At 65.8% G+C, this 13,827-nt stretch carries 12 protein-coding genes and 1 pseudogene; 1 reads left to right on the forward strand and 12 read right to left on the reverse strand.

The features are described from left to right. Window positions 1–25: 25 nt before the first annotated feature. Window positions 26–1,249 carry a CaiB/BaiF CoA transferase family protein gene (locus ACFWBU_RS10280; RefSeq protein ID WP_378528181.1) on the forward strand — a complete coding sequence of 408 codons (1,224 nt, stop codon included), beginning with the start codon at window positions 26–28 and terminating at the stop codon, window positions 1,247–1,249. A 16-nt stretch (window positions 1,250–1,265) separates the two neighbouring features. Here ACFWBU_RS10280 and ACFWBU_RS10285 read toward each other — a convergent pair. From ACFWBU_RS10285 to ACFWBU_RS10340, 12 genes and pseudogenes are all read right to left on the reverse strand, one after another. Then, window positions 1,266–1,394 (reverse strand): annotated as a pseudogene (locus ACFWBU_RS10285) (ABC transporter); the annotation flags it as partial. Window positions 1,395–1,425: 31 nt separating this feature from the next. After that, window positions 1,426–1,680, reverse strand: coding sequence for a DUF2892 domain-containing protein (locus ACFWBU_RS10290; RefSeq protein ID WP_346765185.1), 255 nt, complete (start codon window positions 1,678–1,680; stop codon window positions 1,426–1,428). Between the two features lie 111 nt (window positions 1,681–1,791). Then, on the reverse strand, window positions 1,792–3,978 hold the full coding sequence (locus ACFWBU_RS10295; RefSeq protein ID WP_378528182.1) for an MMPL family transporter: 2,187 nt from the start codon (window positions 3,976–3,978) through the stop codon (window positions 1,792–1,794). 754 nt (window positions 3,979–4,732) lie between these two features. Continuing rightward, complete coding sequence (locus ACFWBU_RS10300; protein ID WP_240952505.1) at window positions 4,733–5,482, reverse strand: glucose 1-dehydrogenase; 750 nt, start codon at window positions 5,480–5,482, stop codon at window positions 4,733–4,735. Window positions 5,483–5,529: 47 nt separating this feature from the next. Beyond that, entirely contained in the window at window positions 5,530–6,039 is a 510-nt protein-coding gene (locus tag ACFWBU_RS10305) for an SRPBCC domain-containing protein (protein ID WP_169622076.1), read from the reverse strand. An 86-nt stretch (window positions 6,040–6,125) separates the two neighbouring features. Further along, window positions 6,126–6,932, reverse strand: a complete 807-nt coding sequence (locus ACFWBU_RS10310; RefSeq protein ID WP_378528183.1) for a MaoC/PaaZ C-terminal domain-containing protein — start codon at window positions 6,930–6,932, stop codon at window positions 6,126–6,128. A 52-nt stretch (window positions 6,933–6,984) separates the two neighbouring features. Continuing rightward, complete coding sequence (locus tag ACFWBU_RS10315; protein ID WP_240952509.1) at window positions 6,985–8,088, reverse strand: alkene reductase; 1,104 nt, start codon at window positions 8,086–8,088, stop codon at window positions 6,985–6,987. Window positions 8,089–8,292: 204 nt separating this feature from the next. After that, the gene (locus ACFWBU_RS10320) at window positions 8,293–9,336 is read right to left on the reverse strand and encodes a 2Fe-2S iron-sulfur cluster-binding protein (RefSeq protein ID WP_378528184.1); all 1,044 of its coding nucleotides are present in this window, start codon (window positions 9,334–9,336) and stop codon (window positions 8,293–8,295) included. Between the two features lie 49 nt (window positions 9,337–9,385). Beyond that, window positions 9,386–11,059 (reverse strand): flavin-containing monooxygenase, encoded by a 1,674-nt coding sequence (locus tag ACFWBU_RS10325; RefSeq protein WP_378528185.1) that lies wholly within the window; start codon window positions 11,057–11,059, stop codon window positions 9,386–9,388. 86 nt (window positions 11,060–11,145) lie between these two features. Then, on the reverse strand, window positions 11,146–11,871 hold the full coding sequence (locus tag ACFWBU_RS10330; protein ID WP_169622080.1) for an SDR family NAD(P)-dependent oxidoreductase: 726 nt from the start codon (window positions 11,869–11,871) through the stop codon (window positions 11,146–11,148). A 28-nt stretch (window positions 11,872–11,899) separates the two neighbouring features. Continuing rightward, entirely contained in the window at window positions 11,900–12,838 is a 939-nt protein-coding gene (locus ACFWBU_RS10335; protein ID WP_378528186.1) for an alpha/beta hydrolase, read from the reverse strand. A 157-nt stretch (window positions 12,839–12,995) separates the two neighbouring features. Continuing rightward, entirely contained in the window at window positions 12,996–13,814 is an 819-nt protein-coding gene (locus tag ACFWBU_RS10340; RefSeq protein ID WP_169622082.1) for an SDR family NAD(P)-dependent oxidoreductase, read from the reverse strand. Window positions 13,815–13,827: the final 13 nt, after the last annotated feature.

Genomic DNA, 13,827 nt, shown 5'->3' on the forward strand with positions numbered 1-13,827 from the left:
CGTGGCCCCACGAAAGGACGTCCCCGTGACGAAGAATCGACCGGACCCGTCACACACGGGGGCAGCGGCCGAACTGCCGCTCGAAGGGCTGACGGTGGTGAGCCTCGAGCAGGCCGTCGCGGCACCTCTCGCTACCCGGCACCTGGCGGATCTGGGCGCCCGGGTGGTGAAGGTCGAACGGGTGGGCGACGGCGATTTCGCGCGCGACTACGACAGTGCGGTGCTAGGCCTCGCCGCGCATTTCGTCTGGCTCAACCGCGGCAAGGAGTCGTTCGCGGTGGATCTGAAGTCCCCGGCCGGTATCGACGCCGTCACGTCACTGATCGCCGGTGCGGACGTGTTCCTCCAGAATCTCGCGCCCGGCGCCGCCGAACGTCTCGGACTCGGCGCCGACATGCTCCGGGCCGGCCACCCGGAACTGGTCGTGGTGAACATGTCCGGGTACGGCGCCGAGGGGCCGATGCGCGACCGCAAGGCCTATGACCTGCTGGTCCAATCGGAGACCGGCCTGTGCTCGATCACGGGGACGCCCGAGACGGCTGTGAAGACGGGAATCCCGACCTCGGACATCGCCGCCGGAATGTACGCGTTGACCGCGATCCAGGCGGCTCTGCTGCGCAGGCATCGCACCGGGGTCGGCGCGACGATCGACGTGTCGATGTTCGATGCGACGGCGGAGTGGCTGGGCTACCCGATGTACCTGCAGATGTACCAGGACCGGCAGGTTCCCCGCATGGGTCTGGCGCACACGTCGATCGCCCCTTACGACAAGTACCCCACGTCGGACGGCGAGATCCTCATCGGTGTGCAGAACGACCGCGGGTGGCGGACGTTGGTGACCGAGGTGCTGGGAATGCCCGAACTGGCACACGATCCGCGGTATTCCACGAACGTCGAACGTGTACGCCGCCGCCACGAGGTCGACAAGCTGGTCGGCGACGCGACGAGCTGTTTCGCGAGCGCCGACCTGGACGAGAAGCTCGCGGCGGCCGGCATTCCCGCGGCCCAGCTGCGGGACCTCCGCGGACTCATCGAGCACCCGCAGGTCACCGCCCGGGATCGATGGCGTGAGGTGGAAACCGAGGCGGGCATGGTGCGAGGGCTCCTGCCGCCGATGAACTTCCGGGATGTCGAGCTGCCGATGCGCCCGGTCCCCGCACTCGGCCAGCACACCGACACGGTTCTCGCCGGACTCGGGCTGACGGACGAACAGATCAGGGGACTGCGCGACGCGGGGATCGTCGGCTGATGTGACGCGGTCGCCCGGCCCTCAGGGTGGCCTGCATATCGATTTCGGTGAGCACTCCGAACCCTTGTTCCTGCAACGCGGTTCGGGTCTTCTCGACCGCGTCCGCGAACGTGGTCTGCAGTGTGGTGGACAGTGCGAGATTCATGATCGGTCTGCGTTCGCCCCGAAGGGCGGTATCAGCGGGTTCCGGTGGCGGTCGGCGAGAGGCGGCAGCTCGCCCGCTCCAGTCCGGCCTTCTCCATGATCAGGCTGGCGGGGCACCACCCGGCGGCGGAGTAGAAGACAAGGTTGACGCCCACGAATCCGGTGAGAATCAGCCACCAGGGGGAGAGGGCAAGTGTCAGTGCCACGCTCAGCAGCACCATGACGCCGGCCATGAGCGGAACGACGCGTTCTACGGTCCAACCGTCGTGATGTGGAAGCGTTTTCACCGGAAGTTCCATTTCGTGTTCTCGTCGTTTCCTGTCATGGCAACCCTTTCGATTGTACTCGGTATACCCCACGGGGTATGGGTGGCAGGGTCCCGCCACCCATACCTCGGGTCAGCTGTGCGAGAAACTGATGGAAGGCAGGATCCGGCGCAGCCAGGCCGGCGACCACCAGGCTGCGTGGCCGGTCAGGCGCAGCAGCACCGGGAGCAGCACGAGGCGGATGAGGACCGCGTCGAGCAGGACGGCGACGCCGAGGATGATGCCCATCTCCTTCGGCGGCAGCGGTTCGGCGAAGGCGAACGTGAAGAACACCGCCACCATGACCGCCGCCGCGGCAGCGATGACCCTGCCAGAATGCGCCAGTCCCATGACCTGGGCGACCTTCGGGTCACCCGACTCTTCGTAGTGCTCCTTGGCGGTCGAGAGCAGGAACACCGTGTAGTCCATCGCGATGGCGAAGATCATCGCGAAGAAGAACACGGGCCCCCAGCCGTCGAGGAAGCCTTGCGTGGTGAAGCCGAGGAGTCCGGATCCGTGTCCGTCCTGGAAGATCAACTTGGCAACGCCGAACGCGGCCGCGGTCGAGAGCAGGCTGACCATCGTGCCCAGGATGGCGATCAGCGGGGCCTGGAGTGCGACCAGCAGCAACAGGAATCCGAGGGCGAGGATGACCCCGACGATCACGGGGAGGTAATCGTTGAGCGCCTGTTGCAAGTCGAGGTTCTCCGCGGGCGCGCCGCCGACCAGGGCCTGCGACGGCAGGTCGGAACGCAATCGATCCACGATCGAGCCCATTGCGTCGTCCGACGGGTCGACGTTCGGGACGGCCTGCAGCATCACGTAGTCGGAACCGTCCAACGCCGGCATCGGTGGGGTGACCATCGTGACGCCTTCGGTCGCCCGCGCCGTGGCCGCTGCCGAGTCGGCGTCGGCCGCCGGGCTGATGATCTGGAGCATTCCCGGTGCGCCGTCGCCCATCTGGGCCTGGACGAGTTCGTAGCCCTGGCGGACGGGCGCGTCGGTGGGAACGACCTGGATCGAGGGCATCGCAACCTTCAGTCCCAGTACCGGAATCGAGAGTGCGATCAGCACAAGAAGCGACCCGATCGCGAACGGCCACGGATGCGTGTGCAGCAGGTTGCCCCATGCCTCGAATTTCGGAGACCGGTGCTGCTGGCGCTTGGCGTACGGGAGCGATCCGGCATTGACCTTCGCACCGATCTTTCCCAACACCGCAGGGAGCAGCGTCAGGGTCGCGGCAAGGACGAACGTCACCGCAAGCATGATCCCTACGGCCATCGTCCGGACCGCGGGAGCCGGTACGAGGAGCACTGCGGACAGGCTCACCAGTACCGTCAGGCCCGACAACACGACAGCCTTGCCTGCGGTGTCCATCGTCTCGGCCACCGCTGCGCGCGGGTCTCCGCTCTTGCTCAGTGCATCCCGGAACCGCGCGACGATGAACAGGGCGTAATCGATGCCGAGCGCGAGGGCGAACATCATCGCGAAGTTCATGGCCCACACCGAGATCGGAGTGACCGTGTTGAGCAGGACCAGTCCACCCGCCGAGGCGACGAGCCCGGCCAGGGTCAGCAGTAGCGGCAGTCCGGCGGCGACGAGGGAACCGAACGCGAGCACCATGATCGCGAGCGTCACGGGCCAGGAGAACAGCTCCGCCTTGATCATCGCGTCGTGGTTGGCCTCGTTGAAGTCACTCCAGAGCGCGGACGCCCCGGTCGGGTAGACCTCGATGCCGTCCCCGGACAGGGCGGTGAGTTCGGCTTTCAATTCGTCGACGGCCTTGACCATCTCGTCGGTGCTCGCGTTCGCGCCCGCGATCAGGATGCCGGTGTGCCCGTCGGGGCTGATCGACATCCCGGGTCGGGGTGGAATGACCTCGCCGAACCGGGGGTCGTCGGCGAACACCGCGGTGGCCTCGTCGAGGACGTGCTGGACAGCGGGATCGGATACCTGCTCGGTGTCCGAGTGCACGACCACCTGGACCGCGGCGGAGGAGTTTCCGCCGAAGTGCTCTTCGGCGAGCTCGCGCACCTGCACGGATTCCGAACCGTTCGCCTGCCAGCCGGCCCCGGCAAGTGAACTGAACACGGTGGGGGCGGCGGCCCCGAGTGCGATCAGAGCGATCAGCCACGCGCCGAAAACCCATTTTGCGTGCGTGGCCATGACGGCGCCCATGCGTGCCAGCACACCGCCCGACCCCTTCGGTGGGGCGGTTTCCGGCTTCTGCGTCGTCGTCCCCGGCGACCGATCGCCGTCGGCAACGTGCTTGCTACTCATATCTTGTGGAGCTCCTAATACGGGTGGGGGTATTTATCCGAGCGCACTACACCCCGGGAAATTCGCAGGGGGGTCGACGCGGACGTCCTCGGGTGATCGACTGGGGGCGCCGGTACGAGGGTATACCCCCAGGGGTAATTATGATGCCCCGGGGGGTACCCGGCGGGCGTGGGGGTCGGCAGCGCGAGGTCAGCAGCGCGAAGGGGATGGGCCTCGGGCGAGAGCTCGCGGGCCCCGGACCGCCCGGAAGGTTCACGGACTGTCATCGGTGGTGTTGTGTGTTCGGGGTGTGGGTGAGGCGGCCCCGCATCGTTGAGGCGAGGGCCGCCGCCCCATCTTCTTTACGTCGGTCAGCGACCGAAGAGTCGGCCGAAGAACTCGGGGGCGGAGTCGGCCCCGGCGTCCTTCGTGCATTCGCAGCGACGGGGGTGGCGCTGAAGGACCCTGGAGGGACCCTTCCTTGGCGGCCTCGAACCGGACGATGCCATAGGAAGAGTTCCGCACCGGTGCCCCTGGATCAGATCCGGATTGGCGATTCCCGCATTGTCTACCAGGATTCCGAGGAAGCGAAGGTGCCGGCCGTCTCGGCGACCGCCTGTCCCATTCCACCGGACGAGAAATCCGGGCGCCGACTTACGGCGCGACCGCCTTCGGCCACGATCGACCGCGACAGCGGTGGCCGTCACCGATGCCACCTTGTTCTCGATCCGACTCGTCGACTCGCGTTCTTCTCGGAGATTTCTTCTGGGCTATGTCAGATTCCGACAGTGACTCGGCCTGCGGTGGCCCCTCCGTCCACGATCAGATCGTGCCCGGTGACATAGTTGGCGTCGTCCGAGGCGAGGTACACGATTCCCGTGGCCATCTGGGACGGATTCGCGGCGTATCCGATGGGTTGGAGTCTGTCGAGGACCTCGACGACGCCCGCCACGTCCGGAACCATGCCGCTCAGCATCGTTCCTGGTGAAATCGTGTTTACTCGAACGCCTTTGGGTGCGAGTTCGAGGGCGCATGCTTTGGACATCGCGACCACTGCCGCCTTCGTGCCACAGTAGACGGCCATGCCTTCGGTGGGCAGGTAACCGCCGTTCGAGGCGGTGTTGACGATGACGCCGGATCCTTGTTCCGCCATCACGCGGCCTGCCGCTCGCGTGCCGTAGAAAACCCCTCCGAAGTTCACGGCCACCAAGCGTTCGAAATCTTCGTTCGTCGTCTCGAGAAGCGAGGCGGCGGCGTGGACGCCGGCGTTGTTGCACATCACGTCGAGCCGTCCGTACCGGGAGGCGGTCTCGGTGACCAGAGTCTCGACCTCGGCAGGGTCGGCGACATCGGTCCGGACGAAGTCGGCACCGATTGCGTTCGCTGCCGCCTCGCCCGCCTCTCTGTTGACGTCCGCCATAACCACACGAGCGCCTTCCGCGACCATCAGTTCGGCGGTTGCTCGGCCGAGGCCGGAAGAGGCCCCGGTGATGATGACGATCTTGTCCTGCATGCGGTGTGCCATCTGTCGGCCTCTCGGGTGGTCGTGCTGTGGCGTGCTCTGTGTTTGGGTTACGCGGACCGAGGGTCGGGACGGCGCTCGGTGAAGAGCGCCTCGCTGCGCTCCTTCAGCGCGACAGCGGTGTCGTCGAACGCGCGCTTCACCCACTCACCGCTGTCGGCCATGATCTGAAGCGCTTCCTCGCCGAGGAAGGCGTCGGTGGAGTAGTAACGGCAGCGGTTGTCGGTGATCGGTTCGATGACCTGATCGCGTCGTGCGGCCTGAACGGAGACCTCGGTGGGACGCAGTTCCCACGACAGCAGGCGTTCGGGAACGACCGCACAGACGTATTCGGTGTACGGGAACGTTTCCGTCGCCCCCGAGTAGTCGGCCAGCGTCATCTCCACGGCCGCACCGAGTTCCAGTGTCGATTTCGCCGCGACGCAGAACGGATTCCAGTGCGGGTAGCTGTCGAGGTCGGTGAGGACCTCCCAGACGACACTCGCGGGCGCGTCGATCTCGACCTCGAGGGATCGGACGGTCGTAGCCGGGTCGTACGTCGGGATGGATAGTTCGGACATCGAGGCCCCTTTGTGGTCAGCGGATGAGTTGGCGAGGGTCTTGCACAGCCTGGCGACACCGTGGGTGCTAGTGGTTGTGCTCGTGATCAGGCGAAGGTTGCGTGTCCGCCGGTCAGGACGGCACCGCCGTCGGTGGTGACGTCGAAGCGTGCATCGGTGGAGCCGCCCCAGGCACGTATCTGCGCGGTGTCGCCGGGGAAGACGGGTGCCGCAAAGCGGCCGGACAGGGTCTTCAGGTCGGCCGGGTGGGCGCCGAGCATGTCTGCGAGAGGCAAGGTGGTCGCCGCGAGCGTGCACATCCCGTGCAGGATCGGGCGCGGCTGACCGATGCGCGCAGCGGCGTCCGGATCGATGTGGATGTGATGCCGGTCGCCGGTGAGCCGGTAGAGGGCGGCTTGATCGGTGTCGGTTGTCATCGTGCCCACCGCGGTGGGGTCCCCCTCGGGCGCGGACGGTGCCGAGGGGCCGCGGTCGCCGCCGAATCCGCCCGCGCCCGGCGCGAACAGTGACCAGACGGCCACGAAGTAATCGCTTTCGACCACCACCTCGAAGACCGCAGCACGCCCCTTGTCCCAAACCTCACCGACCCGCGCCGACAGCGTGATCTCGCCGGAGCGGGGCAGGGGAGAGAGCACGTCGAGGGTCTGCGAACCGTGAAGTGCGGTCTTCGTATCGAACGCCCCGAGCGCGCCCAGCGCATCGGGTGCCCACTGTGCCAGGGTCAAGGCGAAGGTGGGCAGGACGCGGAGCCGATTCTCGAAGACCAGATCGAGGTCGGTGGCGTGGGCACCGACCGCCAGCGCGTACAGGATGGCGTCGCGCTCGTCGTAACCGACCACCCGGGCGCCCAGGTCGTGGCCACGCCAACGGGTGGGGGTCTGCGTTTCGGTCATCGATGGAGATCCCTTCTGGCGTTGCCGGCGCGTGTGCGGTCGGTCTGTCGAGTCATGCCGGCGCCGGGGTGAATCGCGGATAGTCGAGGTATCCCTCGGCGCCCCCGCCGTAGTAGGTGTTCGGGTCCGGCGCCGTCAGGGGCCACCCGCTCTGCAGACGTGCGACGAGGTCGGGGTTGGCGATGAACGGTTGTCCGAAGGCGGCGAGGTCGATCAGATCCTGCGCGATCAGGTCCTCGGCGTATTCCCGGGTCATCCCGCCCGCGAGGATGACGGTTCCTCGGAACCGGGCGCGAAACGTCGTGAGGAAGTCGGTGTCGAGAAGGCGACGGCCTGCGGGGCGCTGGTCGACGAGGTGGATGTAGGCGACCTCGCGGCGCGACAGTTCCGAGGCCAGGTACAGGTACGTGTCTGCCGCCTCGGAGTATGGAGGCATGTCGAAAAGCTCGCTGAACGGCGAGAGCCGGATCCCGACTCGGGTGGAGCCGACTGCGTCGGTCACGGCGTCGACCGTCTCCAGCAGGACCCGGGCGCGCTCGGTGAGTGAGCCGCCGTACCGGTCGGAGCGGGTGTTCGTCGCGGGGTTGAGGAACTGCTCGAACAGGTAGCCGTTGGCACCGTGCAACTCGACTCCGTCGAAGCCGGCGACTCGGGCATTGGTTGCCGCCCTCGCGAAGTCGTCGACGACACGGCCGACTTCGCGAGTGCTCAGCGGTCGGGGATCGCTTACGTCGACGAAGCCTACGTTCCCGTCGTCGGCGAAGGCGAAAACCTTGCTCTCCGGGGCCGGGTGGGCGCCGGCGCCGACCGGCTGCTGCCCTCCGGGTTGAATGGATGTGTGTGACAACCGGCCGACGTGCCAGAGCTGCGCGAAGATACGCCCACCCACGCTGTGGACGTTATCCGTGACGATGCGCCACCCGGCGACCTGCGCTCGAGACCAGATACCCGGAACATGCACGTAGCCTTGCGCTTCCGGAGAAATGGGTGTGCCCTCGGTAACGATCAATCCGGCGGTCGCTCGCTGGCGGTAGTACTCCGCCGTGTCCGCGGTCGGGGTGGTGTCGACGCACCGAGCCCGTGTCATGGGCGCCATCACGAGGCGATTGTCGAGGACGAGTTCACCGAGCCGATGGGTATCGAACAACCGAATCAATCGCTGTCTCTTTTCTGGGAAGGTCTGCGACTCTCTGTGCACGGGCCGCCGCGCAGAGCGCGAGCGACCGCCCCGGACTTCATCCAGGCTGCGGAAGCGTCAATGAAAAGTGTTGGAGAGGGGTTGTATTCACTCGCTTCGGGCGGCGATGAGGATCACCGTAGCCGTCGGCTGCAGTAGCGTCAACATCTGTGGGAGCGAGGATCAGAACTCGATCTCGATGGGGCCCGAGACGGGTCGCGCTTGGCACCCGAGGACGTAGCCTTCGGCGACATCGGACGGGTCGAGGATGTCCGAATTTTCCATCACCACCTTGCCCGAAATCACTGTGCACGCACAGGAACCGCACTCACCCGATCGGCAGGAGAACGGGACGTCGACACCACGGTCCAGCAACACATCGACGAGCGTGTTGCTGCTCGCCCACTCGAAACGATGTGACTCGCCGTCCAGATGTACGACTGTTTCGACCGCCGAGGCAGGATTGTCGTCGACGATCGGCCGGGGAGCTTCGAAGGGATCGCCCGAGATCGAGACGAACACTTCCTGATGATGACGCTCCGGCGGTACGCCGGCCGACCGCATGCTTTCCGCCACGCTGTCCATGAAAGGTACAGGGCCGCAGACAAATACTTCTCGAGACAAGTGGTCGGACGCCAGTGCCGCGAGCCCTTCCTGGGAAGGGAGGCCGTGCACGTCGTCGAACCAGTATCGGATCGTCAGCCGGTCGGGGAACTTCGCGGCGTACTCGTCGAGTTCGCTGTGGAATATCACCGAGTTGCGGTCGCGATTGGCGTAGAACAGCATGACCGAACGGTCGGACCCGAGCAGGGCGGTCTTCAGGATCGAGATGATCGGCGTGATGCCGCTCCCCGCCGCGAACAGTAGGAAGTCGTTCGTGAAGTCCGTCGGCGTGAAGCGGCCCGAGGGTGGCAGGACGATGAGAGAGTTCCTCGGTTCCACGTTGTCGCACAACCAATTCGATCCGTACCCGTCCGCAGTGCGTTTGACGGTGACCTTCAACTGGTCGTCGACGTGGGGTGTGCTCGACAGCGAATACGACCGGGCGACATGCCCGGTGCGGTCGCTCGGTATCCGGACGGTCAGGAATTGACCGGGCCGGTACGCGAACAGGTCACGAGAGTTCTCCGGCTTGCGCAGTACGATCGACTTCGCATCCGGGGTCTCTTCGATGACCTCGGTCACGGTCAGTTCGTACCCGACACCGACGGTCTGCAAGGTGCTCACTTTCGGTCGCCTGCGCTCTCCGTTGACTGCTGCGTCGCGTTCGTGAATTTCACTGTGGGGTCTGGTGGTTCGGACCCAGGGTCAGTGCGCGTTGCTTCATCTCGAATCCCGTGTATCCTTCTTCCGCGGCGCGGGTGCACAGGTCGGAGTACCGCTGGAAACCGCCCACGTACATCAGCAGCGCCCGCGGCTTGCCGGGGATGTTCGCGCCCGTGTACCAGGAGTCGGTACGGGCATGCATCGTGCGAGAGGCGGCGGTGTCCACTTCACCGGCCCATTCGCTTTCCTGGGCGGGGGTGACACCGAATCGGGAGATTCCGTTCTCGTCGAGATGGTCGATGGTCCGCAGGATCCAGTCGACCTGCCATTCGCCTGTGGTGATCATCTGTGCCAGAACCGACGGGCTACCGGGGCCGTGCACCATGAACAGGTTGGGGAATCCGGCGGTCATCAGGCCGAAGACGGTCCTCGGTCCGTCGGCCCAATGGTCGGCGAGTCGTGCACCGTCGACTCCGGTCGGGTCCATCCTCAGCATCGAACCGGTCATCGCGTCGAAGCCGGTGGCGAAGATGATCACGTCGAGGTCATGCTCTGCCTCGGTGGTGCGAATGCCCGACTCGGTGACCTCCTCGATGGGGTGGGTCCGTATGTCGACCAGGGTCACGTTGTCCCGGTTGAACGTCTCGTAGTAGCCGGAGTCGATGCAGATCCGCTTGCCACCGATCGGATATGTCTTGGGGCACAGGAGTTCAGCGGTCTCCGGGTCGTGGACGATGGACCGGATCTTGTTGCGCACGAACTCGGCGAGTATCTCGTTCGCCTTCGGGTCGCTGGAGGTGTCGGTGAACGTGCGGATGAACTCGAGGCCGTTCCGGGCGTTCCACGCTCGCTCCATCACCTCCTCGCGTTCTTCCGCGGTGTAGTCGAAGATCGAGCGCTGCTCGGCGGCATTGCTCATCAGCACCGCGCCGTGTGTGCCCAGGATCTGCTTGCGCCGCTCGGGGTAGTCGGCCTTCCACTCCCGCTCGTAGTCCGGATCCAGTCTCCGGTTCCGCGCGGGGAGACTGAAGTTCGGGGTCCGCTGGAAGGCCGTGAGGTGCTCGGCGACCGCGGCGATTTCCGGCGTGATCTGGATGCCGGTCGACCCGGTGCCGATCAGCCCTACGCGCTTGCCGGCGAGTTCGGCGCCCTCCTTGGGCCATCGTGATGTGTGGTAGGCCTGGCCGCGGAAGCGATCCAGACCGGGCCGGTCGGGGACGTTGGAGACGTCGAGGCTGCCGGTTGCCGCGATCACGTATGTGGCCACGAAGCGGTCGCCGGAAGCGGTGCCGACGGTCCATTTGTCCACGGTGTCGTCGAATGTCAGCTCGTTGACACGAGTTTCGAACCGTATGTCCTCGCGCAGGTCGAAGCGGTCGGCGACGTGGTTGGCGTATGCCTCCAAGTCCGGTTGCGGAGAGAAGTGTTCCGACCACGACCATTCTTGCTGAAGCTCTTCGTCGAAGGAGTACGAGTACTGCATGCTCTCGATGTCCACGCGGGCACCGGGGTAGCGGTTCCAGTACCAGGTGCCGCCCACACCGTCGCCCGCTTCCACACAGACGACTCGACGGCCCTGCTGGCGGAGACGATGCAGCGCGTACATTCCGCTGAATCCCGCGCCGATGACGACAACGTCGAAGTGTTCGGCGGTAGGGCCGGCTTCCGGGGTCGAGGTGGACATGTTTCCTCCAAGGATCGAATCTGGCTCAGCGGCACGCGCTGCGGCCGGATGAGAAAGAAGGGGAACCGAATCGCGGATGGCGACCGCTACCCGAGCAGGGAGCCGCCGTCCGCTACGACATCGGTGCCGTTGACGAAGGACGCGTCGTCCGAGGCGAGGAAGACCACGACGTTGGCGGTCTCCTGCGGGTCGGCCTGACGCTTGAGGCCGGTCGGGGTATCGCTGGATGCGGTGGTCGGCGACATGCCGGTCCGAATGTTGCCGGGCAGCACGGCATTCACCCGAATCTTCGACGCTTCGAGCTCGATCGCTGCGGTCCTCGTCAGTCCGCGCAGGGCCCACTTCGACATGCTGTACGAGCCGTGGCCCGCATAGGACGTCGTTCCGGCGAGCGACGAGACGTTCACGATCGAGCCACCACCCCGGGCGCGCATCGCGGGGGCGACGGCCTGGATGCCGAGGAACGGCCCGTGCAGGTTGACGGCGAGGACTTTGTCGAGGTCGACGACGGTTTCGTCCTCGAGCAACTGCTTGCGGTAGATCGCCGCGTTGTTGACGAGGACGTCGAGGCCTCCGAAGGTCGAGGTCGCCAGGGCGACGGCACCTGCCCAGTCTTCCGGGGCGGTCACGTCGAGATGGGTGTAGACGACGGCGTCTCCGACGTCGTCGGCGACGGTCTGTCCCAGGTCGTCGAGAACGTCGCCGATCACCACCGAGCCGCCTTCGCGCGCCAGCGCCCGAACGATCTGTTCGCCCTGTCCGCGTGCGCCACCGGTGACGATCGCGACCTTTCCTTCGAAGCGATGCGACATGACTCTCCGATTCCGGGATGCTCGTGGTTCAGCTGGTCAACGCGCGCCGGATGGCGGCGGTGTAGTCGGCGTCGATCCGCTGGGAGATCGCAGCCTGTGGGAACACTCCCGATGATCCGTGGAAGGTCCCCGGGTAGAGATGCAATTCGGTGGGCACGCCCGCCTGCGTCAACCGCTGTGCGTAGTCGATTCCCTCGTCCCGAAGCGGGTCGAAGGAGGCGACCGCAATGTAGGCCGGGGGCAACCCGCTGAGGTCGCCCGCCCGTGCGGGGGCGGCGTATTCAGACGTCACACTCCGGTCAGGGTCCCCGAGATAGTGACGCCAGCTGTCGATTCCGTTCTCCCGGTTCCACAGCGGGGAATCGATGTACTCGGTCGCTGAGGTCGTGAGCAGGCGGTCGTCGAGGACGGGGGAGTCCAGGGCTTGGAAGATCACCGCGGGACCGCCGACGTCGCGGGCCTTGAGCGCGACCGCCGCCGCGAGTCCGGCACCCGCGCTGATCCCGGCGAGGACGATCCGGGTCGGGTCGATCCCGAGGCCGTTGTCACCTGCAATCCAGCTCAGAGCGTCGAAGGCGTCGTCGAACGGTGTCGGGAAGGGGTGCTCCGGCGCGAGTCGATAGTTGACGGAGACCACCATCGCGTCGAGGTCGGCGGCCAGTGCCGACGGAACCCGGACATCGGTGGCAGCGTCGCCGAAGATGAATCCTCCGCCGTGGAAGTAGAGGATGCAGGGAAGTGGTTGCCCGACGGGGTCTTCCGGGCGGAACACGACGAGATCGATTTCGGATCCGTCGCTTGTCGGCATTGACCGGTGGTCTACCACGATTCCTGCCGGTACGGCTGCCATCGGATCTTTCATCCTCATCGAAAGGATCACTGCGCGCGCCTTTTCGGCGTCGGAGACGTCGAGTTCGGGGAGGAATCCCATCATCGGCCGGTACGCGGGATCGACGGCGTAGGACATGATTCATCTCCTTGTGCAATAGGGCGAGCGCCCGGTCGACCTCGACTGGCAACGGCTGGAAGTGGCGGCGATCACTGCGACTGAGGGAACAGTAGCCACTGGCTACTTTCTCGTCAACCGAAAGTCGCACAGCAGTCTCGAACGGGCACGGGCCGACTCAGAAGCCCGACATGTCGTACGGGTACTTGTTCGTCGCTCCGCCGTCGACCACCATCACCTGGCCGGTGATCGTCCGGGCGAGGTCGCTCACCAGAAAGGTCAGGGCACTCGCGACGTCGGCCGGCAGTGTCAACCGCTGAAGTGGTATCTGTGAGCGGGTGTTCTCGAGCGCCGCGGAGTCGAGGATCGCCGAGATCCTGGGTGTGACGACGAATCCGGGAGCCACTGCATTGACGCGAATACCGGAAGGTCCCAGCTCTATTGCCGCGGATCGGACCAGGGAGCCGAGCGCAGCCTTGTAGACGCCGTAGGCAGCGTGCACCGGTGAGCTGCCGAGCCCGGACACCGACGAGACGAACGTTATGGAACCTTCGCCGCGGTCGCGCAACCGAGCACCGAAATGTCTGAGCGCGAGCACCGCATGGCGCAGGACGATGCCCTCTTCCCACCGCCAGTCGTCATCGGTGATGTCGAGCAGGGGCGCGTATCTCGCCATACCGATGACGTCGACGACGCCGTCGAGTTCCCCCGCGCGCTCGGCCAATGCGGCCATGTCGGCGTCTTCGGTGGCATCGACCTGCTCGGCCGTGGCCGCTGGGCCGATCTCTGCGCATACGTGGTCGGCACGGTCCCGGTCGAGGTCGACGACAATCACTGTGGCGCCAATTTGAGCGAGTGCATGGGAGACCTGCCGCCCCATTCCTTGCCCGCCACCGAGCACAAGGTATCTGCGTCGGGAGAGGTCGAACCGACCGCGGTAATCGACGATCCGGTCGAGTTCGGCGCGATCGCCCGGCGGTGAACAGTCCTGAGCCATGTGTCCTCCGATC

The organism is Rhodococcus sp. NPDC060084 (genome assembly GCF_042730335.1).
Classification (GTDB): Bacteria; Actinomycetota; Actinomycetes; order Mycobacteriales; family Mycobacteriaceae; genus Rhodococcus.

Excerpts from the sequence above, each read along its gene's own strand:
- ACFWBU_RS10325 (WP_378528185.1), bottom strand. The coding sequence starts at position 11,059 with ATGTCCACCTCGACCCCGGAAGCCGGCCCTACCGCCGAACACTTCGAC.
- ACFWBU_RS10340 (WP_169622082.1), bottom strand. The coding sequence starts at position 13,814 with ATGGCTCAGGACTGTTCACCGCCGGGCGATCGCGCCGAACTCGACCGG.
- ACFWBU_RS10310 (WP_378528183.1), bottom strand. The coding sequence starts at position 6,932 with ATGACCGAAACGCAGACCCCCACCCGTTGGCGTGGCCACGACCTGGGC.
- ACFWBU_RS10300 (WP_240952505.1), bottom strand. The coding sequence starts at position 5,482 with ATGGCACACCGCATGCAGGACAAGATCGTCATCATCACCGGGGCCTCT.
- ACFWBU_RS10330 (WP_169622080.1), bottom strand. The coding sequence starts at position 11,871 with ATGTCGCATCGCTTCGAAGGAAAGGTCGCGATCGTCACCGGTGGCGCA.
- ACFWBU_RS10295 (WP_378528182.1), bottom strand. The coding sequence starts at position 3,978 with ATGAGTAGCAAGCACGTTGCCGACGGCGATCGGTCGCCGGGGACGACG.
- ACFWBU_RS10305 (WP_169622076.1), bottom strand. The coding sequence starts at position 6,039 with ATGTCCGAACTATCCATCCCGACGTACGACCCGGCTACGACCGTCCGA.
- ACFWBU_RS10335 (WP_378528186.1), bottom strand. The coding sequence starts at position 12,838 with ATGTCCTACGCCGTCGATCCCGCGTACCGGCCGATGATGGGATTCCTC.